At 45.8% G+C, this 19,902-nt stretch carries 24 protein-coding genes; all 24 read left to right on the forward strand.

The features are described from left to right. The first annotated feature begins 78 nt into the window (after positions 1-78). Entirely contained in the window at positions 79-975 is an 897-nt protein-coding gene (locus DVW06_RS11495; protein ID WP_021148972.1) for a flagellar hook-basal body complex protein, read from the forward strand. A 35-nt stretch (positions 976-1,010) separates the two neighbouring features. Further along, positions 1,011-1,208 (forward strand): flagellar FlbD family protein, encoded by a 198-nt coding sequence (locus tag DVW06_RS11500; RefSeq protein ID WP_003129058.1) that lies wholly within the window; start codon positions 1,011-1,013, stop codon positions 1,206-1,208. A gap of 11 nt (positions 1,209-1,219) precedes the next feature. After that, positions 1,220-1,723, forward strand: coding sequence for a flagellar basal body-associated FliL family protein (locus DVW06_RS11505; protein WP_005472968.1), 504 nt, complete (start codon positions 1,220-1,222; stop codon positions 1,721-1,723). 14 nt (positions 1,724-1,737) lie between these two features. Then, positions 1,738-2,103: a flagellar biosynthetic protein FliO gene (locus DVW06_RS11510; protein WP_003129061.1), complete on the forward strand. Its 366-nt coding sequence runs from the start codon at positions 1,738-1,740 to the stop codon at positions 2,101-2,103. Beyond that, positions 2,100-2,864, forward strand: coding sequence for a flagellar type III secretion system pore protein FliP (gene fliP / locus DVW06_RS11515; RefSeq protein ID WP_005232783.1), 765 nt, complete (start codon positions 2,100-2,102; stop codon positions 2,862-2,864). The genes DVW06_RS11510 and fliP overlap by 4 nt, the downstream gene beginning before the upstream one ends. 25 nt (positions 2,865-2,889) lie before the next feature. Beyond that, a complete protein-coding gene (gene fliQ / locus DVW06_RS11520; RefSeq protein ID WP_003129065.1) occupies positions 2,890-3,153 on the forward strand; it encodes a flagellar biosynthesis protein FliQ in 264 nt (87 codons plus the stop codon). A gap of 12 nt (positions 3,154-3,165) precedes the next feature. After that, entirely contained in the window at positions 3,166-3,915 is a 750-nt protein-coding gene (gene fliR, locus DVW06_RS11525; protein WP_003129067.1) for a flagellar biosynthetic protein FliR, read from the forward strand. A 30-nt stretch (positions 3,916-3,945) separates the two neighbouring features. Next, positions 3,946-5,013 carry an EscU/YscU/HrcU family type III secretion system export apparatus switch protein gene (locus DVW06_RS11530; RefSeq protein WP_005472967.1) on the forward strand — a complete coding sequence of 356 codons (1,068 nt, stop codon included), beginning with the start codon at positions 3,946-3,948 and terminating at the stop codon, positions 5,011-5,013. Between the two features lie 19 nt (positions 5,014-5,032). After that, positions 5,033-7,108, forward strand: a complete 2,076-nt coding sequence (flhA, locus tag DVW06_RS11535; protein WP_137264686.1) for a flagellar biosynthesis protein FlhA — start codon at positions 5,033-5,035, stop codon at positions 7,106-7,108. A 30-nt stretch (positions 7,109-7,138) separates the two neighbouring features. Continuing rightward, positions 7,139-7,846 (forward strand): sigma-70 family RNA polymerase sigma factor, encoded by a 708-nt coding sequence (locus DVW06_RS11540; RefSeq protein ID WP_003129072.1) that lies wholly within the window; start codon positions 7,139-7,141, stop codon positions 7,844-7,846. After that, positions 7,843-8,544, forward strand: a complete 702-nt coding sequence (locus DVW06_RS11545; RefSeq protein WP_003129074.1) for a flagellar hook-basal body protein — start codon at positions 7,843-7,845, stop codon at positions 8,542-8,544. Before DVW06_RS11540 ends, DVW06_RS11545 begins: the two co-directional genes overlap by 4 nt. Before the next feature lie 10 nt (positions 8,545-8,554). Continuing rightward, the gene (locus DVW06_RS17695; protein WP_003129075.1) at positions 8,555-9,337 is read left to right on the forward strand and encodes a flagellar hook-basal body protein; all 783 of its coding nucleotides are present in this window, start codon (positions 8,555-8,557) and stop codon (positions 9,335-9,337) included. Between the two features lie 12 nt (positions 9,338-9,349). Beyond that, positions 9,350-10,060, forward strand: a complete 711-nt coding sequence (locus DVW06_RS11555) for a cell division ATP-binding protein FtsE (RefSeq protein ID WP_003129076.1) — start codon at positions 9,350-9,352, stop codon at positions 10,058-10,060. Between the two features lie 154 nt (positions 10,061-10,214). Beyond that, the gene (locus DVW06_RS11560) at positions 10,215-11,510 is read left to right on the forward strand and encodes a methyl-accepting chemotaxis protein (RefSeq protein ID WP_137264687.1); all 1,296 of its coding nucleotides are present in this window, start codon (positions 10,215-10,217) and stop codon (positions 11,508-11,510) included. A gap of 18 nt (positions 11,511-11,528) precedes the next feature. Then, positions 11,529-12,032: a chemotaxis protein CheW gene (locus DVW06_RS11565; protein ID WP_005472965.1), complete on the forward strand. Its 504-nt coding sequence runs from the start codon at positions 11,529-11,531 to the stop codon at positions 12,030-12,032. Further along, entirely contained in the window at positions 12,004-12,513 is a 510-nt protein-coding gene (locus tag DVW06_RS11570) for a chemotaxis protein CheD (RefSeq protein ID WP_003129079.1), read from the forward strand. The genes DVW06_RS11565 and DVW06_RS11570 overlap by 29 nt, the downstream gene beginning before the upstream one ends. Positions 12,514-12,528: 15 nt before the next feature. Beyond that, the gene (locus DVW06_RS11575; protein ID WP_003129080.1) at positions 12,529-13,539 is read left to right on the forward strand and encodes a protein-glutamate methylesterase/protein-glutamine glutaminase; all 1,011 of its coding nucleotides are present in this window, start codon (positions 12,529-12,531) and stop codon (positions 13,537-13,539) included. Positions 13,540-13,544: 5 nt separating this feature from the next. Continuing rightward, positions 13,545-14,318: a CheR family methyltransferase gene (locus DVW06_RS11580; protein ID WP_003129081.1), complete on the forward strand. Its 774-nt coding sequence runs from the start codon at positions 13,545-13,547 to the stop codon at positions 14,316-14,318. Positions 14,319-14,339: 21 nt separating this feature from the next. Continuing rightward, complete coding sequence (locus DVW06_RS11585) at positions 14,340-16,391, forward strand: chemotaxis protein CheA (protein ID WP_003129082.1); 2,052 nt, start codon at positions 14,340-14,342, stop codon at positions 16,389-16,391. Continuing rightward, on the forward strand, positions 16,388-16,975 hold the full coding sequence (locus tag DVW06_RS11590; RefSeq protein ID WP_003129083.1) for a chemotaxis protein CheC: 588 nt from the start codon (positions 16,388-16,390) through the stop codon (positions 16,973-16,975). The genes DVW06_RS11585 and DVW06_RS11590 overlap by 4 nt, the downstream gene beginning before the upstream one ends. A 14-nt stretch (positions 16,976-16,989) precedes the next feature. Next, entirely contained in the window at positions 16,990-17,352 is a 363-nt protein-coding gene (locus tag DVW06_RS11595; RefSeq protein WP_003129084.1) for a response regulator, read from the forward strand. A 19-nt stretch (positions 17,353-17,371) separates the two neighbouring features. Continuing rightward, positions 17,372-17,761: a chemotaxis protein CheW gene (locus tag DVW06_RS11600; protein WP_005472960.1), complete on the forward strand. Its 390-nt coding sequence runs from the start codon at positions 17,372-17,374 to the stop codon at positions 17,759-17,761. A 17-nt stretch (positions 17,762-17,778) separates the two neighbouring features. Further along, complete coding sequence (gene fliM, locus DVW06_RS11605; protein ID WP_005472959.1) at positions 17,779-18,789, forward strand: flagellar motor switch protein FliM; 1,011 nt, start codon at positions 17,779-17,781, stop codon at positions 18,787-18,789. After that, entirely contained in the window at positions 18,786-19,844 is a 1,059-nt protein-coding gene (gene fliY / locus DVW06_RS11610; protein WP_003129088.1) for a flagellar motor switch phosphatase FliY, read from the forward strand. Before fliM ends, fliY begins: the two co-directional genes overlap by 4 nt. Positions 19,845-19,902 lie beyond the last annotated feature (58 nt).

The following is a 19,902-nucleotide window of genomic DNA, read 5'->3' on the forward strand; positions in this document are numbered from 1 at the left end:
CAGCTGGACTGAAAAGGGGCTGCAAGTATTTTCTGAACGACAGAGGAAAATACGCCAACCATAAGGAGGAAAACAAGCATGTTACGATCATTATATTCAGGTGTCAGTGGAATGAAAAATCTTCAAACGAAAATGGACGTGGTTTCCAATAATATCGCCAACGTCAATACGGTTGGGTTCAAGTCAAGTCGTGTACTTTTCCAAGACATGATGAGCCAAACGATGTCAAACGCAACTGCGCCAGGCAACGGGTTAGGTGGAATCAACGCAACGCAGATCGGTTTAGGGGTTCAGACGGGCTCCATCGATACCATCAATACAGTCGGTGCCCCGCAATCGACTGGCCGCAGCATGGATTTTTATATCAGCGGACAGGGCTACTTTATGGTACAAGGACCAGGAGCAAATGGCGAAACCTATTACACACGAGATGGCGCATTCGTTCGTGACAGCAACGGAACCTTGACCAATAGTGATGGGATGCAAGTCTTAGGTCGTTCAGTCACCGGCGGTCAACCGGTTGTCTATGATGACAACTTTGATGAAAACACAGCATTGAGCGGACAAGAAACGGTATCTCCCTTATCAATTCCAAGTACACTGACCGTCAATGGGGAAACCTTGACCTATAACTCCATGGCAATCGATGCCAATGGCTTAGTGTTGGCAAAATACGGCAATCAAACCTTTGTGATGGGGAAAGTTGGTGTCGCAACCTTTAATAACCCAGAAGGCTTAGAAAAAGTCGGCGGCAACAACTATGTCCAAACTAGCAACTCAGGGAATCCAATCGTCGCAGGCCCTGGCAACAACGGAGCAGGAACGCTACAGGCGGGTGCCTTGGAAATGTCGAATGTCGATCTTTCGACAGAATTTACCGAAATGATCATTGCTAGCCGTGCCTATCAAGCAAATTCAAGAAGTATTACGACTTCTGATGAAATGCTGCAAGAATTATTGAATCTAAAACGTTAAGAACGTGACGCTTCATCATTGAGAGGAGTTTGACCATGATTCTAGTGACAGCATTGAATGGCAAGCCATTCTATTTAAATCCAACATTGATTTATCGGATCGAAGAAATGCCGGATACATTGATTACACTGACAGACGGCAAAACCTTAGTGGTGACGGAAGCTGCGCAAGAAGTTGCGCAGCGGGTAATCGAGTATCATATGGTGATCCATTCGAACCAAGTGAAAACGTAAGGGTGGGAAAGATGGCAAAAGAAGAAAAAGCACCAAAAGCAGAAAAAGAGAAAAAAGGCTTGAGTATGGTTGTTTTACTGCCGATCCTTTTGATTGTGGTAGTCGGCGGCAGTATCGGCGGTACCTTAGTGACGAATCACTTTTTGACGGGGGAAAAAACAGCAGCTGCTGAAACAGCAAAAGACAGCAGCAAAATCTCCTCAGACGAAGCGATCGTGGCACTGGATGAATTTTTAGTCAATCTGGCAAAAGAAGACAACCAAGAGCAGCAATACATGAAGGTCAATTTATCGATTTTAGTCGCCGATGAGGAAAAAAGCGCGGAAGCTACGAAAAATGTGGCCGTCATTCGTGACAGCGTCGTAAACTTATTGCGCCAACAAAAGGCCAGCGGTATTTTGAGCTCCGCCGAAAGTGTACCGAATTTAAAAAAAGCATTGAAAGAAACAATTAATCAGGAATACGGATCAGAAATCGCCAAGGATGTTTATGTGACGGATTTAGTGATCCAATAGAAAGAGGCGTGTTGATGGAAACATTTTTATCGCTGGTCAAAATGATTGGGTTTTTGCTGCTTATTCTTTATTTGATCAACATCAGTTTGAAATATTTAAATCGTTACACGAACCAGCACAATCACCAGTTGCGTATTTTACAAAAAATCGCCGTCAGCAAGTCGTCTTCGATCGGGATCGTCCAAATCATGGACAAATGTTATGTCATGAGCTTTTCTGAACAGCAAAATCAGATCATCAAAGAGTTGACGCCAGAAGAAACGGCCGCTTTTTTACAGCAAAGCCTAGAAAACACCCAAGTGCAAGCTGGCAAAGATTTTTCTGAATGGCTCAACAAAGCCAAGGCGGAAATTGCTGGAAAACGAGGCAAGCAAAAATGAAGATCAAAGGCAGAGATATCAAGATCATGGCTGCGGTCCTTTTCAGCAGTTTGATGCTTCCGCAGACGGCGTTTGCGCTCGACACGGAAGACGTCAGCTCCACCATCAACAATTTATTGTCGAATGGGAATGGCTCAAGTGATACGATCAATACCTTCTTGTTGCTGACGCTGCTTTCCCTCTTACCGGTCTTGCTGATCATGATGACCTCTTTTACTCGTATCATCATGGTCTTGTCCTTTGTGCGCAGTTCGTTAGGTACACAGCAAAACCCGCCCAATCAAGTATTGATCGGGTTGGCCTTATTCTTGACATTTTTTATTATGAAACCTGTGTATACCGACGTCTACCAGCAAGCGATCGAACCGTTTGATCGACAAGAGATCAGCCAAGCCGAAGCTTTTGACCGCTCAGAAAAACGAATCAAGGCCTTTATGATGGTACAGACACGGGAAAAAGACATTGCCTTGTTTGCGGAAGCTGATGGGGAGACCGAAAAGTATCATTCTTCTGACGATGTTCCTCTGACCGTTATGGTACCGGCTTTTATTATCAGTGAATTACGAACGGCTTTCAGTATTGGCTTTTTGATTTTTATCCCCTTTTTGATCATTGATCTGGTCGTCTCCAGTATCTTGATGTCGATGGGGATGATGATGCTGTCGCCGATCATGATCTCACTCCCCTTCAAGATCTTACTATTTGTTTTAGTGGATGGCTGGTATCTGATCGTGGAGTCGCTGATCAAGAGTTTTCAATAGCCGCTAAGAAAGGAGCCAAGAGGAAATGACAGTAGAAATGGTACTTGATGTGCTAAGGGAAGCCTTTCTTCGAATTTTAGCGATATCTGGCCCTGCCTTATTGGTCGGCATGCTCGTTGGATTGGTGATCAGTATTTTTCAAGCCACTACCCAAATCCAAGAACAAACGTTGAGCTTTGTGCCGAAACTATTAGCGATTTTTTTGACCTTGATTTTGGCCGGGAATTTTATGCTGAATCTCTTGTTGAATTTTACCAAAATGATCTTCAAGATGATTTCAGCAATGTAAGGAGGAAACCTGATGGCGCCGATTCAAGCGACGGTGTTGATTTTTTGTCGAATATTGGCGTTTGTCGTCCTTTGTCCGATCTTCTCACAGCAAAATTTTCCGTCACTGGCAAAAATCGTGATCGGCATGGCGTTGACGGTCCTATGTCTGCCGACGGCACCTGCGATTCCCGAGCTTTCCCTCTTTATGATGACGGTTTTCGTCATCAAAGAAGTACTGTTTGGAATGGCGATGGGCTATTTGAGTCAGCTGGTCTTTACCGGTGTGGAAATTGCGGGCCAATTGATCGACTTTCAAGTGGGTTTTTCGATGGCGCAAGCCTATGATCCGACGTTGCAAATCGCCTCTTCCCAGTATGGCAAAACGTACTATTGGCTGACGATCGCTGTGTTTTTTGGACTTGATCTGCATCATCGACTGATTACAGCACTGCTGTTGTCTTTTCGGATCGTGCCCTTAGGCTCTGTGGTGATCCAAGGCACGACGGTTGAAGGCATCGTCAAACTTTTCAGCCAAATGATGGTGATGGCAGTCAATCTTGCAGCACCAATGATCATTGCGCTGCTGTTGGTGGACCTCGTGCTAGGTGTGATTTCTCGGTCGATTCCCCAGATCAATATTTTGATGATGAGTCTTTCGATGAAAACCGCCATCAGTTTTGTGGTGTTTCTCTTGCTATTACCCAATGTCCTTTCGTACTTAGGCAAACACTTGCCAGATACGGTCCGCTACTTGCAGGAGTTTATCAAGTCTTTTCAATAAAGTAACAGGCAGCCAGCAGGAGGTGAGAAGATGGCAGAAAAAGATGGCAAAACCGAACTACCCAGTGCCAAGCGGCTGCGGGATGCCCGCAAACGCGGGGAGGTACCTAAGACCCAGGAATTAGCAGCTGCTGTTTCGCTACTGGTCTTCTCGTTTTTGACTCTGTCTTTATGGCAGTTTTTCGCCGCTTCTTTTTTGCCTTATTTTTCCCGAAGTTTGGCGCAGCTGGCTGATTATCAATCCAGTTTGGCGGATCTGCCGAAACTGGGGGTGCAGAGTATCTTGCTGCTGCTTTTGTTGTGTGCGCCCGTCTTTCTGGTCGCGCTCGGAGTCGGGCTTATTACGAATTATGCCCAAGTCGGTCTGTTGTTTTCAGGAAAGGCCGTCAAACCAGACTTTAAAAAGCTGAACCCTATCAGCGGGATCAAGCAGCAATTCAGTTTGCGCTCGTTGATGAATTTAGGCAAAACATTGGCAAAATTCGGCGTGATCGTCTACTTGTGCTATCAACAATTTTTAGCCGCCGTCCCTGTTTTACTGGGTTTGAGTGAAGTGGGGTTGGAAAAAACGATCCTGTTCATGCTGCTGCGGGCCAAAGAATTGTTCTTACAGATCTCGATTTTCTTGATCATTTTGGCCGTAGTCGACTACGGCTACCAACGCTATAGCCATCGCAAGAACTTGATGATGAGCAAACAGGAAGTCAAAGAAGAGTTCAAGCAAATGGAAGGTGATCCGCAAGTCAAAGCACAGCGCAAAGCGAAATACCGTGCGATGACCCAAAATGCCATCGCCAACGTCAAAGAAGCGACGGTTTTGATCACCAATCCGACCCATTTCGCCATTGCGATTCGTTACGATGCCAGCAGTGAAGGGGTGCCACGGGTCTTGGCCAAAGGGGCAGATCAGCTGGCGCAGCGGATGAAAGCAGAAGCACTGAAAGAAAATATCCCACAAATCGAAAACCGTGAAGTAGCACGGGCCCTTTACCGTCAAGTAGAACCCGGGGATCTCATCCCTGTTGAAATGTATGAAGCCATTGCTGAAATCATCGCTTTGGTCTATCAGCTAGAAGAAAGCCAACGCGGCAAGATTTAAGGAAACAGGAGGAACTAAAATGAATGAGGCTGCCTCAAAACCGAAAAAAGGCATTGGTCTGGCGGATATCTTAATCTCGGTGATCGTCCTAGCTATTATTGGTTTGATTATTATTCCATTACCGAGTGCATTATTAGATATTCTGATCATTATCAATTTGACGATCGCGATCAACATTTTACTGATCACCCTGTTTACCAAATCAGTGTTGGAATTCACTACGTTTCCAACCTTGCTACTGATCACAACGATGTTTCGTTTAGGCTTGAATCTATCTTCCACTCGTTTGATCTTGACCCAAGGAAATGGCGGACACGTGATCGATGCCTTCGCCAATGTCGTTGCCGGCAGCAATTACATCGTGGGGATCATTTTGTTCGTAATCATCATGGTGGTTCAGCTAGTCGTCGTGACCAATGGTGCAGGGCGTGTCTCCGAAGTGACTGCTCGATTCACATTGGATGCGATGCCCGGCAAGCAAATGGCGATCGATTCCGACCTAAATGCTGGTTTGATCACGGAAGCGGATGCCCGCAAACGACGAAAAGATCTGCAGCGAGAAGCTGATTTCTTTGGTTCGATGGATGGTGCCAGCAAGTTTGTCAAAGGGGATGCGATCGCAGGGATCTTAATCACTGTCATCAATTTAGTCGGCGGAGCGATCATTTTCTCCATGGGGGGACAAATGACCGTCATGGAAGCCTTCGCCCAATTCGGGAAACTGGCGATCGGGGATGGCTTGGTCAGCTCGATTCCCTCTTTACTGATTTCGATTGCTTCCGGGGTAATCGTGACTCGTTCCGATAACGATAGTTCCTTTGGTTTGGATATTGCGGCAGATGTGATGCGTAATCCCCAACTGTTTCGGATCGTGGGGGCGATTCTCTTCGTCTTAGCCTTAGTTCCTGGGTTTCCTTTTGTTCCTTTTGTGTTGATTGGTTTAGGCCTTTTCGCAGCCAGCTTTCTGGTTACGCAAAAAGAAGAAAAGCAGCGAGTGGAACAAAAACAATGGGAACAAAAATTGGCACTAGAACGCAAAAAAGAAGCGCAGGAAGAAGATGATTCCGTGGCTTCTTTCCAAGTGGAACCAATCTCAGTGGAAATCGGTTATGGTCTAATCCCTATCGTGGATAGTTCGGTCGACAACAGCTTAATGAACCGCATTGTGGCGATCCGTAAACAGAGTGCCAGAGAATTAGGGATCTTAGTCAGTCCCGTTCGTATTCGCGACAACCTCTATTTGGATGCCAATGATTACGTGATCAAGATTCGTGGCAACGAAGTCGGCCGCGGCGATATTTACCCGAACAAAGTCATGGTGATCAGCCCGAAAGAAGAGCCGTTTCCTTTTCAAGGAATCGCAACAAAAGAACCAGCCTTTCATCTGGATGCAATGTGGATCGATGAATCCGATAAGGAGATGGCGGATCTGCAAGGGTTTACGATTATCGAGCCTTTGACTGTGATCGCAACACACTTAAAAGAAATCATCTATGCCCATGCACCAGAGCTGTTAGGTCGCCAAGAAGTCAAGAAATTATTGGAGGGCATCAAAGAGCAGTACAATGTCGTGATCGATGAATTGATCCCCGATATTTTGCGGCTCGGCGAGGTCCAAAAAGTTTTACAAAATTTATTGGATGAACAAATTCCTATCAATGACTTAGCAACGATCTTAGAAACCTTAGCCGATTACGGCGTTGTCACGAAAGACGTAGAAGTTTTGACAGAATATGTCCGCCAAGCATTGAAACGGACGATCGCTGCCAAGTATGCCAATGAACGACACGAGCTGCAAGTGGCGGTGATCCAGCCGAAACTAGAAGAAATCATCGCTCAAAGTATCCAAAAAACTGCAACTGGCTCGTACCCGGTCTTAAAACCAGATACCGTGACCAAGCTGTTGGATTCCATCAGTGGGATCCAACATGCGGCGATTGCTCAAAATATCAATTTCGTCATTCTGGCATCGCCTAAGATCCGGTTAGCATTCAAAAAAATGATTGTTTTTAATTTCCCAGATATCGCCGTTCTTTCTCTAAATGAGATTCCCAATGAAATTGCGATCGAAACGGTGGGCAGTATTGACATTTAAGCAGAATTTTCTTAGGAAGGGGCATCGCCGATGTATGAAGTCGATCGAGAAGCGGAGATCATCAAGTATCTGCCGCTAGTGGAACGGGTGGTTCAGCGCCTGTCTATCAAAACCGCCGATTATGAATCAGGTGATCTCTACAATATTGGGGTGATTGGGCTGATGGATGCCTTGCGGAAATTCGATCCCTCAAAAAAAGTTCCTTTTGAAAGCTATGCAGTGATTCGCATCAAAGGGGCAATTATTGATGAAGTACGCAAGCACGCCAAAATCTCCCGTTACAAAATGGCGGCAGTCAATCAGTTTTATCAAGCACGGCAAGAGTTGGAGCAAAGCCTCAAAAGAGAAGCGACCGATACTGAGATCTGCAAACAGCTGGGAATCAACCAAAGTCAACTAGCGGATATTTATGAGAGTTTGCACTACTTAGCCAGCGTCTCTTTGGAAGATACCTTGTTTGCTTACCAAGAAGAAGGCATGACGATAAAGGATATGGTTCGGGATCCTGCCGAGAATGTCGAAGATACCTTAGTCGCTGAAGAAAAACGCACCGCTTTGGTTGCGTGCATCAAAAAATTAGGGGAACGTGAACAAATAATTTTAAGTCTGTACTATACCGAAGAACTGACGTTAAAAGAAATCGCTGAAATCTTAGAAATTTCAATTCCGCGGGTCTCACAAATTCACGGCAAAACGATTGCCAAATTGCGCACATTGATTGAGGAGGAACTGGCATGATTCGAGGATTGGATGTCTTATCACGGAACATTTCATTATTACAAAAGCGACAAGAGACGACGAGCGGCAATATTGCCAATGTCAATACAACAGGGTATCAAGCAAAAGCCTTGTTTCAGTCGGCACTAGATGAAGTGGCGCTGCATAATTATCAAAGCGGGCCCAATGCGGATACTCGCCGCGATATCGGTGGGTTGTCTTTAGGGACGCAACTGGCAGGTAGTACGATCAGCCAAGACCAAGGCGCCGTCAAACAGACGGGACAAGCCAGCGATTTTGCACTGCTTTCCGAAGGCTACTTTGTCGTTCAAAACAATGCGGGTCAGCGGTTGTATACGAGAAATGGCGACTTTACCGTCAATCAGCAGAATCAATACGTAACACAAGAAGGCTATCTTGTCTTGGGTGCCAATGGACAAGCAGTCAGCGCCTTGGGACCAGCGAACTTTCAGATCCAATCATTTCCCCCAGAAGCACTGACTACAGATGGTCAAAACTACGTGACTAGCAACGCAGCAGGAACCAATGTGAATGCACCAGTAATCCAGCAAGGTGCCTTAGAACAAGCCAATGTATCCGTTGCCGATGAAATGGTGGCGATGATCCAGACTTCTCGGGAATTTGAAGCCAATCAGAAAGTCTTGAGTTCAACGAATCAGACATTGCAAAAAGCGGTCAACGAATTAGGAAAGATTTGAGGATGAGTCAATGAATATCAGTGGATTACTAGGAATCAGCCGTTCTGGGTTGAATCATTTGCAGACAAACTTAGACACGACAGCCAACAATATCGCCAACGTCAATACCAATGGCTACCAAGCACAAACGACGCACTTTCAAGCATTGATGGAAAATGCCATCGGTGCAGAAGAAACGCTGTTTAATGGCAACACCGCCCAATATGGTGCGTCAATGGGGGCGAAGGCAACCACGACCACAAGTTTTGCCCAAGGCAATCTGGCGGGCACTGCTCAGCCATTAGATCTCGCAATCCAAGGCAATGGCTTTTTCGGGGTTCGGGACCAAACCGGTCAATTGCTGCTGAGTCGAGCAGGCAATTTTCATTTAAGTGAGAACAAGCAATTAGTCAATAGTGAAGGGTACCCTGTGGCAATGACCACAAACGTACCGACCCCTCAGTGGCCGGATGCGCAGCAAATCGCAATAGATGCCAGCGGTCAGTTGACGACGGAAGAAAATGGTCAGACTCGAGTGTTGGGACAGCTGACCCTTTATCAGCCGACGAATACAGAAAACATCACGCCAGTGGGCAACCAACTGTACAGTGCCGGTGATCAAGCGTTGCTTACTTCGCAAACCAATCCGGCAGCCTTTGGCAGCGTCTTGCAAGGACAGTTAGTACAGTCGACGGTGGATCTAGCGACTTCCATGACAGACTTGTTAACGACCCAGCGTGCGTATGGACTGAATACGAAAGCCATGCAGACAGCCGATGAGATGTGGTCCGTGATCAATCGTTTTACAGATTAGAGGAGAAAGAACATGATTCGCTTAACCAAGGTCAGTAAAAAATTCAGCAATGGCACGTTGGCATTGGCCGATATTTCTGTTGCGATCCCTCAAGGAGAATTTATCTATGTGGTGGGTCCCAGCGGTGCCGGCAAATCAACGTTATTCAAATTGCTCTTGAAAGAAGAAGAACTTTCGGCCGGTTCTATCCAAGTCGGCAATGTCTTGTTGGAACAACTCAAAGACCGTCATCTCTATATGATTCGGCGACAAGTCGGTATCGTCGGACAAGAAGACCTTTTGCTTCCTTATCTGACGGTTGCCAAAAACGTCGACTATGCGCTGCAAGTACTAGGCACTCCCCGCAAGCTGCGCCAGGAAAAAACCGCCAAAGCGCTGCAACTGGTTGGCATGTTTCCTCAAAAGGATCATTATCCCGAAGAGCTTTCAGTGGGACAGCGCAAAAAAGTAGCAATCGCGCGAGCGATCGTCACAGATCCAGCAGTCTTGATTGCCGATGAGCCCACCGCCAATCTGGATGCGAAATCAGCCGTCGAAGTTATGAAACTGCTCTTGCGGATCAATCAAGTCGGTGCCACGATCCTATTGGCGACCCATGACAGTACGATGGTCAATACGGTCCGTAATCGGGTAGTCGAGCTGCAAAACGGTCGTTTGGTTCGTGATGAATACCAAGGCGGCTATACTCGCTTTGCTGATCCAAAAGATACATATGTCTGGTGAAGATGCTTAACTTTTCTAGCAAAAGATCCGATTAAAGAACTAGAAGATTGTTTTCATAATCGGATAAAGAAGGAGTGACCCAACGATTATCAAGTGAAGAGCGAATCTTGATAAACAGCACGACTGATCATTTTGCATAAGAAAGGATACTGTTATGAAGAAGAAGGTACAAGCTATCATCAAAAAAATCCGCTTGGCGGTGTTGATTCCGCTAGGATTTACCCTGATCGTATTATTAGGATGCTATTTCTTCGTGATCCGCACCAACGGAGACGGACAAGCAGCAAAAAGTTTCTTTATTTTTTCAGTGATCGTACTGCTACTAGAAATTGCAGTGTTAGTAGGAATGACCTATCTAGCAAAAAAAGAGACCCATTCAGACATGGATACGTTGTTGGCAGAACTAGAAGCAGTCGGTTCTGGCGATCTATCCCATATCGATGAGATCGGCAGCAGCGACCAAATCTCCCTTTTTGGGCAAGTTCAAAATCGTTTTCAAGGGGTTTTAAACACCTTCAAAGCGGTGATCGTTGGCATGCATGAAGAAAGTAGCCGGATGGAAAAAATGGTAGGCGGTCTAACGACAACCTCAAAAAATGCCAAAAATTCAATTGAAAATGTGCGTCAGACGATGAACGCCATCGCAGATGCTACTAGTTCACAAGCCTCCGAAGCGGAACAAACCTCCTTTGATATGGACGAATTAGCCTTAAGTATCGAAGAGATCCACAAAGAGATCGAATTGATGAACGGGTATGTCGGTCAATCCCAAAGCAGTAATGTCCACAATTCAGAAATGATGTTCCATGTGTTTGAAAGTTGGGAGATCGAACGGCAAAACCAAGCAGAATTAGTGGAAAGCATGAACGACATGAATGAAGATGTCCAAAGTATCGGAAAAATTGTTCAGCTGATCAATGATATTTCTGACCAGACCAACTTACTGGCATTGAATGCATCCATCGAAGCAGCTCGGGCCGGGGAAGCGGGCCGGGGGTTTGCCATTGTTGCAGAAGAAGTCCGCAGTTTAGCGGAACAAAGCAGTCAATCAACGAAGAGCATTCGTTCGATCATTGAAACGATCCGCAAAAAATCGGAAAAAGTGGTCTCTGCAGTGACGGATTCCTTTGAAAGCGGCGAAAGACAGACCAACAATATTAACAAAGCCATCGAGTCCGCTAATGAGATCTCTGACATTGTCGAAAAATTGGTTTCAAGTATCCAAACAGTTGAATCCCATATTATCGGGATCGTTGAAAAAAAAGACATGGTTCATGTTTCTGTCAGCAATATTTCTGCTGCCGTTTCTGAGACCTCTGCTGGGACGCAAGAAGTAACCGCAAACCTAGAGGACTTCTACTTGGTCATCGAAAATTTTGAACAGAATGTACAAGAAATTGAGACAATCGCTAATATTCTTAAATTCCAAGTGGATAGTTTCAAATTCTAAAAAGGAGCGGTGACGCTAATGGAACAATACGTTGTATTTAAAAGTCATCAACAACACTTTGCCTTGCGGATCGATTATGTGGTAAGGGTCATTGAGGCTGCCTCTTTCACACAGCTGCCAGAAGTGGCGGATTTTGTTCTGGGTATTCAACCCATTGAAGAGGCGATGGTTCCGATCATTGACATCCGCAAAAAGCTGTTTGATGAATTTACGCCGGAAACCGGACAAAATGTGGTCTTGTTGTGTCACTGGCAAGAACAGGCGATCGGTCTTTACGTGGAAGAGATCGTCGGCATTCTACCCTTAGCCGAAAGTCCCAGCAATGCGGAATTAAATACGTCAGGACTTAAGCAAAACTATATCGAAGCCTTTCTGAAAAAAGATGATGAACTTGTACTGGCATTGGAGCTGCCGTTTCTCTTCAGCTATGAACAAGCGGCAGAGATGAAGGATGAGTTAGGCGCCTATCAGACAGAGAAATTGGCAGCCGCCAATGACGATGACAATGATGACCGTGAATGAGGAACTGCATGTGGGGATCTCGGAGTATAAGATCGCCCAAGCGCCAACTCGTTTGATCACGGTGGGCTTAGGTTCTTGCATCGGCACGATCATTTACGACGAAGCCAGTCATATTGGCGGCTTGAGTCATATTATGCTGCCAGATAGTCAGCCTTTTTTGCACAAGCGGGAAATCAAGCCCGAGAAGTTTGCGGACTTGGCATTGCCGGCGATGGTCGCCGAGTTGAAACTAAAGATCCGCCGGCCTCGCTTTCAAGCGAAAATCGTTGGCGGCGCCAATATGTTTCAGTTCCAGACCCTTAATGCTGCCAGCAATATTGGTCAGCGTAACATTGAAGCCGTCGAGGAAGTCTTGGATCAGCTAAACATTCCGATCGTGGCCAAACATGTGGGCGGCAGCGCTGGTCGAACCATGGTCGTAGACCTTCAGGATTTCAAAACCATGGTTCGGCAAGTCAAACAAGAAATCGTTTATTTGTAAAAGGAGTACAGGGATATGAAAAAAGTAATGATCGTCGATGATTCGGCATTCATGCGGAAAGTAGTGACAGATTTATTGAATCAGTTGCCGGATATCGAGGTGACTGTCGCTGCCCGCAATGGCAAACAAGCATTGGATTATTTGACCAAAGAAGCGATCGATTTGGTGGTAATGGATGTGGAGATGCCAGTGATGAACGGATTAGAGACCTTGCGGAAGATGAAACAGCAATCAGCCATTCCGGTCATCATGCTTAGCTCATTAACCAACCAAGAAACCACGATTGAGGCGTTAGCGCTTGGCGCACGAGATTTTGTCGAAAAACCAGTCAGTCTATCGATGATCGAAAAAGAATGGATCGCTGAATTTCATCAAAAGATTTTAGCGATGGATCATGAAGCCGGCACAGCTCAAGCACTGGTGCCAACGGCTGCCCAACCCACTAAGCTGACGCAAAACAGCTTGTCGTCTCATCTTGACGCTCTGGTCATTGGCGCTTCAACAGGCGGCCCGCGTGCCTTACTGGGCATTATCCGTCGCTTGCCCGCGCATCTGCGCTGCCCAATTTTGATCGTTCAACATATGCCAGCGGGATTTACGGCTTCCTTTGCGAAGCGATTAGACACAGAGACAACCGTCCGAGTACAAGAAGCAATCGACGGCATGCGGATTGAAAATCAAGTGTATCTTTGCCCGGGGGATTACCACATGACGATCCAACAAGGACATTTGCAACTGGACCAGCGAGAAAAACGGCATGGGACGCGCCCAACCGTCGATTATCTTTTTTCCTCAGCAGCCGATTACTATGGTGCGCAACTAGCGGCGGTCGTTTTAACGGGGATGGGGAAAGACGGCACCGCTGGTTTACGACAGATCCAAACGGCTGGGGGCTATACGATCGTTCAAGACAAAGAAACGTGTACAGTTTTTGGGATGCCGCGGTATGCCATTGAACAAGGAGTCGTTGATGAAGTCCTGCCATTGCAGGATATTGAAGCAAAAATTGCACAGATGGTCGGGTGAAGAAGATGGAAGAAGAATTTGCCTTATTTAATGCATGGGTGGATCGCCGGTTAGGGATTCCATTAGCCGCATACAAAGAAAATCAAATGCAGCGCCGCATCCTTACGATCATGGAAAACAGCGGGGCAAAAACGTTGAGGGAATACCAGCAATTGATCGAAGGAGATGAAGGGGTGCGGGCAGCTTTTTTAGCCCATATCACCATTAACGTAACGGAATTTTACCGCAACAAAGAACTATTTGACGCCTTTGAACGCATCTTGAAAACCATTGTTCTCCCGAAAACCACGCTGCCAAAAATTTGGAGTGCCGCATGTTCGATTGGGGCAGAACCCTATACGATCGCTATGCTGCTAGAAAAAAACCAAATTGCTGCAGCCAATGTCTTGGCCACCGATATCGATATGCAAATTTTGGCAAAAGCCAAGCAAGGACTCTATCGAGAGCACGAATTGCGGAATGTCTCAGCGGCAGAACGTACCCGTTTTTTTGATGCAATAGAAAAGAACCAGTTTCAGATCAAGACAGAAATCAAACGGCGGGTTCATTTTAAGCAACACGATCTTTTGAAAGACCCGTACAATGGACCTTTTGATGTGATCGTTTGTCGCAATGTGACGATCTATTTCAAAAGTGACGCTCGGGATGCCGTCTATCAAAAATTCAGTGATGCATTGGTCCCAGGGGGCATTTTGTTTACGGGAGCGACAGAAACGATCAATTTCGCGGAACAATTCGGTCTCAAGAAAATCGATTCGTTTATCTATCAAAAAGTATAATTTTGTAAAGGAGGGACCCATTTGGATGACAATAGTGTCTATCGTACCCTTTTCTTTGAAGAAACAGACGATCATTTAGCACAGTTGAATGATCATGTCTTGCAATTGGAAAACGATCCACAAGACAGCGCCTTGCTGAATGATATTTTCCGTTCTGCCCATACCCTTAAAGGGATGGCGGCAACGATGGGCTATGACGTCATGACGCAGCTGACCCATAAAATGGAAAATATTTTTGAGTTGTTTAAAACAGGGACCTTGCAAGTGACCCAGCAATCGATCTCATTGATTTTCAAATGTTTGGATCGCTTGTCAGAACTTGTGGAGGATCTGCGGGAAGAACGTGACCTGCAGCCAGCTCAAATTGCCGATTTATTGGCCGAACTTGACCAAACGGAACATTCTGGCGGCCTACCAACCGAGACAGAAGCAAGTCAAAAACCTACAGCAGCGGGCGCATTAAACCCACAGTTTCAACAGATCGATCCTTCTGATCTGTACGTGATCGAGCAAGCGGCTGGAGATGGCTATCAAGCCGTTCAAATTGCTGTTCGCTTAGATGCCCAATCCATGTTAAAAGGCGCTCGTGCCTTTTTGATCATGGAAAAGCTTGGTCAAACAGGGGATGTTCTCTATGCAGAACCAGATGCCCAAACACTCGAAGAAGGCACCTTTGAATCGGATTTCTCGCTGCTGTATTTGACACAGCAGACACTAGCTGATGTTGAGCAAAACATCGCCAGCAATAGTGAGATCGAAGCCTTCGTGGTGGCACCTTTTGATCCATCAGCCGCTGTGTTGGAAGAGGCAGAAGAGCTGCTTCAGCCAGCGTCGGCCCAAGAGTCAGAAACTCCTGCTCTCCAACAAGCGAAAACAGAAACGAAAGAAAAATCACCGGCGCTAGCACATCATGCGTCTGCCCAAAATCAATCAATCCGAGTCGACTTGAATCGCTTAGATTCATTCTTGGATCTCGTATCCGAATTGGTGGTCTATCGCAATCAATTAGAAGATGTCAGTGAGCGGGAAAACATCGAAGCAGTCAAAGACCCCTTAGAACAAGTTTCACGATTGACTTCTGAGCTGCAAGATTTGGTCTTGCGGATCCGCATGCAGCAAGTCAATGTCGTCTTCAGCCGCTTTCCAAGAATGGTTAGGGACTTATCCAATGAACTGCAAAAAGAAATGGAACTTGTCATTTTTGGGGAAGAAACGGAATTGGATAAAACAGTGGTTTCTGAGTTGAGCGAACCCCTGGTCCATCTGTTGCGTAATTCTGCCGATCACGGCATCGAAGCACCCAACGTTCGGGAAAAACTGGGCAAACCTCGCAAGGGCACGATTCGTTTGGCGGCCTACCAAGAAGGTAATCGCGTGATCATTACATTAGAGGATGATGGCAAAGGCCTTGATCCACAAGTAATCAAAGCAAGTGCTGAAAAGAAAGGCTTAGCCACGGCAGGCCTTTCCGATGAAGCGTTGCAGCAGCTGATCTTCCACCCCGGTTTTTCAACAGCCCAAGAAGTGACCAATATTTCTGGGCGCGGTGTCGGGATGGATGCCGTGCAATCGAAGATTACCCAACTAGGGGGAACTATCGAGATGAAGAGTCAGCCGAATAAAGGCACGCAGTTTGTGATCAAATTGCCATTGACCCTGTCGATCATTCAAGCATTGATGGTTCGCGTCGGCGAAGAAACCTTTGCGATCCCATTAAATCTAGTCGAACGCGTGGTGATGATCAAAGAAGAAGAGATCATTCAGACGGTCTCAGATGAGGTCTATCGTTTTCAAGAAGAGTTGATTCCGTTGATTCGGACCGATCAACTCTTAGCGATCGAAGGCGACCTATCTGAGAAAAAATTCGCAATTATCGTCAACAATGACCAACAATTTCACGGTATTTTGGCAGATGAATTGATCGGCCAACAAGAGATCGTCATCAAGAAAATCGATCCGCTGCTGCAAAAGCTGAATCGCTATCAAGGAGCAACGATTATGGGTAACGGCTCGATCGCACTGATCTTAGACATTCATGCGATCTGTCAGAAAAAAAAGGATGACCGCTTATGAGTTATACAGCGCTGCAGATCGATGGACTAAAAGAACTGATCAATATCGGCGGTGGCCACGCTGCGACTAGTTTATCAAAGCTTCTCCAACAACCGATCGATATGCGGGTACCGGAAGTCGAGATTCTAGCTTATGAGGATTTGTATCAGCAGATCATGGCGGAAGACAAAGAAGTACATGTGGTGATAAGTCAAATCGAAGGGGCGTTTCGGGGGATCTTCTTGTTTGTCTTAACGGATGAATCCGCCGCAAAATTGCGTCAGTTGATGATCCAAGAAAGCGATCCGTCAGAAGAGTTGAAGCAATCAGTCATCAATGAGTTGACCAACATCCTCACCAATTCTTTTTTGATCGCGATCGGGCAACTGTTGGAAACACAGCTGAGTGCGTCTTTACCAAGTGCCAGCTATGATTTCTTTGGCGCAGCGATCAGTTCCATCTATTTGGCAATGGCCCAGTATGATGAGCAGGTGATGGTAATCCGTAATGAGTTCGTCTATGCCAAAGAAACATTAGAGGCATCGTTATTTTTGATTCCAGAAATCGGTGTACTAGAAAACATATTTGATTCATTAGGAATTTGAAAGGGGCAAATACAATGTCAAAAAAAGTATTGATCGTGGATGATGCGGTATTTATGCGCATGAAATTAAAGGATATTTTAGAAAAAAACGGCTATGAAGTCGTGGGGGAAGCCCAAAATGGCCAAGAGGCTTTTGAAAAATACCAAGCAACGACACCGGACTTAGTGACCATGGATATCACGATGCCGGAAGTGGACGGCTTAGAGGCGTTAAAAATGATCCGCACGTTTGATGCGCAGGCGAAAGTCGTGATGTGCAGTGCCATGGGACAACAAGGAATGGTGATGGATGCAATTCGCGCCGGTGCGGTGGACTTTATCGTGAAGCCCTTTGACACGGACCGCGTAATCACTGCCATTGATAAAGCCTTTGCCTAATGCCTAGGAGGATAGCGACATGCAGATGATACTTTTCAAAATGGCCCAGCAGTACTATTTGATTTCGGCGGACTCGGTGGACGAGGTCATTGATGCTCCTTCCTTTACGAAGGTGCCCTTAGCACCTGAGTGGGTAGAAGGGTTGATCAACCTGCGGGGGTCTGTCGTAACGGTGATTCGTTTGGCAAAACTGATTCCGATTATGGAACCAGCCTACGAAAAAAATATATTGATCATGAAGAAGCAAGAGGAAACCAAAGGGGTCCTCGTAGAAGAAGTAATTGAAGTTCTTGATATCACCGAAGAGGATATCCAACTAGACAATCAAGAGACAGAACATGCCGTTGGAGTCGTGACGATCGGTGAAAAAGTAGCCAGTGTGATTCAAATCGATCACATGATTTTTTAAAAAAATGGGGGATTAGTGTGGATCAGGTATTGACGCAGCAAGAGATTGATTTATTGTTGAATGCGATGAGCAGCGGAGAGATCGATCAAGAAATTATTGAGATAGAAGACAAACAAGCCAAAGTGAAAGCCTACGATTTTCGCCGACCAACAAAGCTGTCGAAAGAGTACGTCAATACCCTGCACATGATCTTCGAGGATTTCTCGAAGATGAGCAGCAGCATGCTTTCTACCCAACTGCGGACCAATGTTTCTTTGCAGTTGGCAGCTATCGAACAAGTCAGTTATGACGAATTTATCCATTCGATACCAAAATTTACTTTATTGGGGCTCTTTCATTCGCAGCCTTTGAGCGGGATCCAGATGATCGAGATGAACCCACAACTGTGCATGATGTTGGTAGAATTGTTGTGCGGCGGTTTAGATGTTTATCAAAACAAGCCGATCGAAATGGATTTTAGCGAGAAAAAAAGTTTTACTGATATTGAAACAGCGATCTTGGAAGAAGTGGTGGCACAATTTGTACGGGTCTACCAAAATGTTTGGAAGGACATCGTTGCCTTGGATTCGGTTTTGGATGGAATCGATACGAATCCGCAATTGATGCAAAACATGTCGCCGAACGAACCCGTCGTATTAGTGACCTTTACTATCAAAATTTTTGAAGTGAAACATTTCATCAATCTATGTATCCCGTACGTCTTCTTTGAAGGGATCATTGATAAATTAAGTTTCCGCAATTGGTTTGATAGCAATCAGCCAGTCAACCAAGACGATAGCCGCGAGTTGCAAAAAAGTTTGAATGGGGTCGGCTTGAATTTAGAAGTTCTGCTGGGCCATGCTCAAATGAGTCTTTCTGAGTTTCTCCACCTAGAAGAAGGCGATGTCATCAAACTAGACAAAAAAATTACTGAACCATTAGAGACCTTCATCGATGGAAAACCTTACTTCCGGGCAAAACCTGGGAAGCAAGAGGACCGTTTAGCCATTGAGTTATTAGACAAGTTAGAAGAGGAGCAAAAACTATGAGTGAACGTTTATCCCAAGCAGAAATCGATGCATTGCTGAATCAAAGTGCCCCAGCCCAGCCGCAAGGATTAGAAGAGCAAGTCAAAGTCGACATTATTGGCGAAGTTGGAAATATCTCCATGTCGCAAGCGGCGACGACGTTGTCTTCCATTCTTGATCTTCGGGTCAGTATCACGACTCCCCGGGTGTCTAAAATCAAATTTGGTGAGATCTTAAACGACCTCGTTGCACCAAAAGTAGCAACGACAGTTGAATTTAAAGAAGGCCTTTTAGGCAGTAATTTGATGCTGTTAGAAGTCAAAGATGCCATCGTGATCGCTGATCTGATGATGGGGGGAACTGGTGAACCCACCAACACCCAATTTACGGAATTAGAGCTAAGCGCCGTGGCAGAAGCCATGAACCAAATGATTGGGACTGCCTCGACTTCGATGGCGACGATGATCAGCCGCAAAGTGGATATCTTGCCGCCGATCGTCAAACTATGGGAGACACCAGAAAACATTGAGTATAGCGGGATCGAGGCAGAGGAAGAGATTTACTGTATCTCATTTTCTTTGCGCGTCGAAGGTCTGATCGAAAGCAAAATCATGCAGATCTTTACGGATCCTGTGGTCAACGATATCGCCAGTGCGATGCTGTCCGATGAAGCGACTGTCGTTACTCGGGAAACACCAACACCGCAGCCAACAGCACCCGTTGCTGCACCTAAGCCAGAACCAGAGGCTGCATCAAAGCCCGTGGAGGTCAGCAAACCGGCATTTCAAACATTGGCCTCCAGCGGAGTGAACGATGGGGATAATTTGGACTTGATCCTTGATGTGCCATTGGATCTAAGTGTCGTGTTAGGCCGCAGCAAAAAAACCATTAAGGACATTTTATCTTTCAATACGGGCTCCGTCATCGAGCTGGAAAAACTGACGGATGAACCGCTAGAGATTTTGTTGAACGGCAAACTGATCGCCACTGGGGAAGTCGTGGTCATCAATGAAAACTTCGGCGTACGGATCACCAACATTCTTTCGCAAAAACAACGCATTCACAATTTGCATTAACTTGAAGAAATCGCAAAAAGTTAAACATATGGGTTTAACTTTTTTGTGATTTGACCGA

It is taken from the genome of Enterococcus sp. ARL09-542 (assembly GCF_005234805.1).
Classification (GTDB): Bacteria; Bacillota; Bacilli; order Lactobacillales; family Enterococcaceae; genus Enterococcus_D; species Enterococcus_D gallinarum.

What these genes read in the sequence shown, in the direction of transcription:
- DVW06_RS11565 (WP_005472965.1), top strand. Translation starts at nt 11,529, where the DNA reads ATGGAACAATACGTTGTATTTAAAAGTCATCAACAACACTTTGCCTTG.
- DVW06_RS11495 (WP_021148972.1), top strand. Translation starts at nt 79, where the DNA reads ATGTTACGATCATTATATTCAGGTGTCAGTGGAATGAAAAATCTTCAA.
- DVW06_RS11555 (WP_003129076.1), top strand. Translation starts at nt 9,350, where the DNA reads ATGATTCGCTTAACCAAGGTCAGTAAAAAATTCAGCAATGGCACGTTG.
- DVW06_RS11540 (WP_003129072.1), top strand. Translation starts at nt 7,139, where the DNA reads ATGTATGAAGTCGATCGAGAAGCGGAGATCATCAAGTATCTGCCGCTA.
- DVW06_RS11510 (WP_003129061.1), top strand. Translation starts at nt 1,738, where the DNA reads ATGGAAACATTTTTATCGCTGGTCAAAATGATTGGGTTTTTGCTGCTT.
- DVW06_RS11570 (WP_003129079.1), top strand. Translation starts at nt 12,004, where the DNA reads ATGACGATGACAATGATGACCGTGAATGAGGAACTGCATGTGGGGATC.
- DVW06_RS11505 (WP_005472968.1), top strand. Translation starts at nt 1,220, where the DNA reads ATGGCAAAAGAAGAAAAAGCACCAAAAGCAGAAAAAGAGAAAAAAGGC.
- fliR (WP_003129067.1), top strand. Translation starts at nt 3,166, where the DNA reads ATGGCGCCGATTCAAGCGACGGTGTTGATTTTTTGTCGAATATTGGCG.
- DVW06_RS11600 (WP_005472960.1), top strand. Translation starts at nt 17,372, where the DNA reads ATGCAGATGATACTTTTCAAAATGGCCCAGCAGTACTATTTGATTTCG.
- flhA (WP_137264686.1), top strand. Translation starts at nt 5,033, where the DNA reads ATGAATGAGGCTGCCTCAAAACCGAAAAAAGGCATTGGTCTGGCGGAT.
- fliP (WP_005232783.1), top strand. Translation starts at nt 2,100, where the DNA reads ATGAAGATCAAAGGCAGAGATATCAAGATCATGGCTGCGGTCCTTTTC.
- DVW06_RS11575 (WP_003129080.1), top strand. Translation starts at nt 12,529, where the DNA reads ATGAAAAAAGTAATGATCGTCGATGATTCGGCATTCATGCGGAAAGTA.
- DVW06_RS11595 (WP_003129084.1), top strand. Translation starts at nt 16,990, where the DNA reads ATGTCAAAAAAAGTATTGATCGTGGATGATGCGGTATTTATGCGCATG.
- fliQ (WP_003129065.1), top strand. Translation starts at nt 2,890, where the DNA reads ATGACAGTAGAAATGGTACTTGATGTGCTAAGGGAAGCCTTTCTTCGA.
- DVW06_RS11530 (WP_005472967.1), top strand. Translation starts at nt 3,946, where the DNA reads ATGGCAGAAAAAGATGGCAAAACCGAACTACCCAGTGCCAAGCGGCTG.
- DVW06_RS11500 (WP_003129058.1), top strand. Translation starts at nt 1,011, where the DNA reads ATGATTCTAGTGACAGCATTGAATGGCAAGCCATTCTATTTAAATCCA.
- DVW06_RS11545 (WP_003129074.1), top strand. Translation starts at nt 7,843, where the DNA reads ATGATTCGAGGATTGGATGTCTTATCACGGAACATTTCATTATTACAA.
- DVW06_RS11590 (WP_003129083.1), top strand. Translation starts at nt 16,388, where the DNA reads ATGAGTTATACAGCGCTGCAGATCGATGGACTAAAAGAACTGATCAAT.
- DVW06_RS17695 (WP_003129075.1), top strand. Translation starts at nt 8,555, where the DNA reads ATGAATATCAGTGGATTACTAGGAATCAGCCGTTCTGGGTTGAATCAT.
- fliY (WP_003129088.1), top strand. Translation starts at nt 18,786, where the DNA reads ATGAGTGAACGTTTATCCCAAGCAGAAATCGATGCATTGCTGAATCAA.
- DVW06_RS11560 (WP_137264687.1), top strand. Translation starts at nt 10,215, where the DNA reads ATGAAGAAGAAGGTACAAGCTATCATCAAAAAAATCCGCTTGGCGGTG.
- DVW06_RS11580 (WP_003129081.1), top strand. Translation starts at nt 13,545, where the DNA reads ATGGAAGAAGAATTTGCCTTATTTAATGCATGGGTGGATCGCCGGTTA.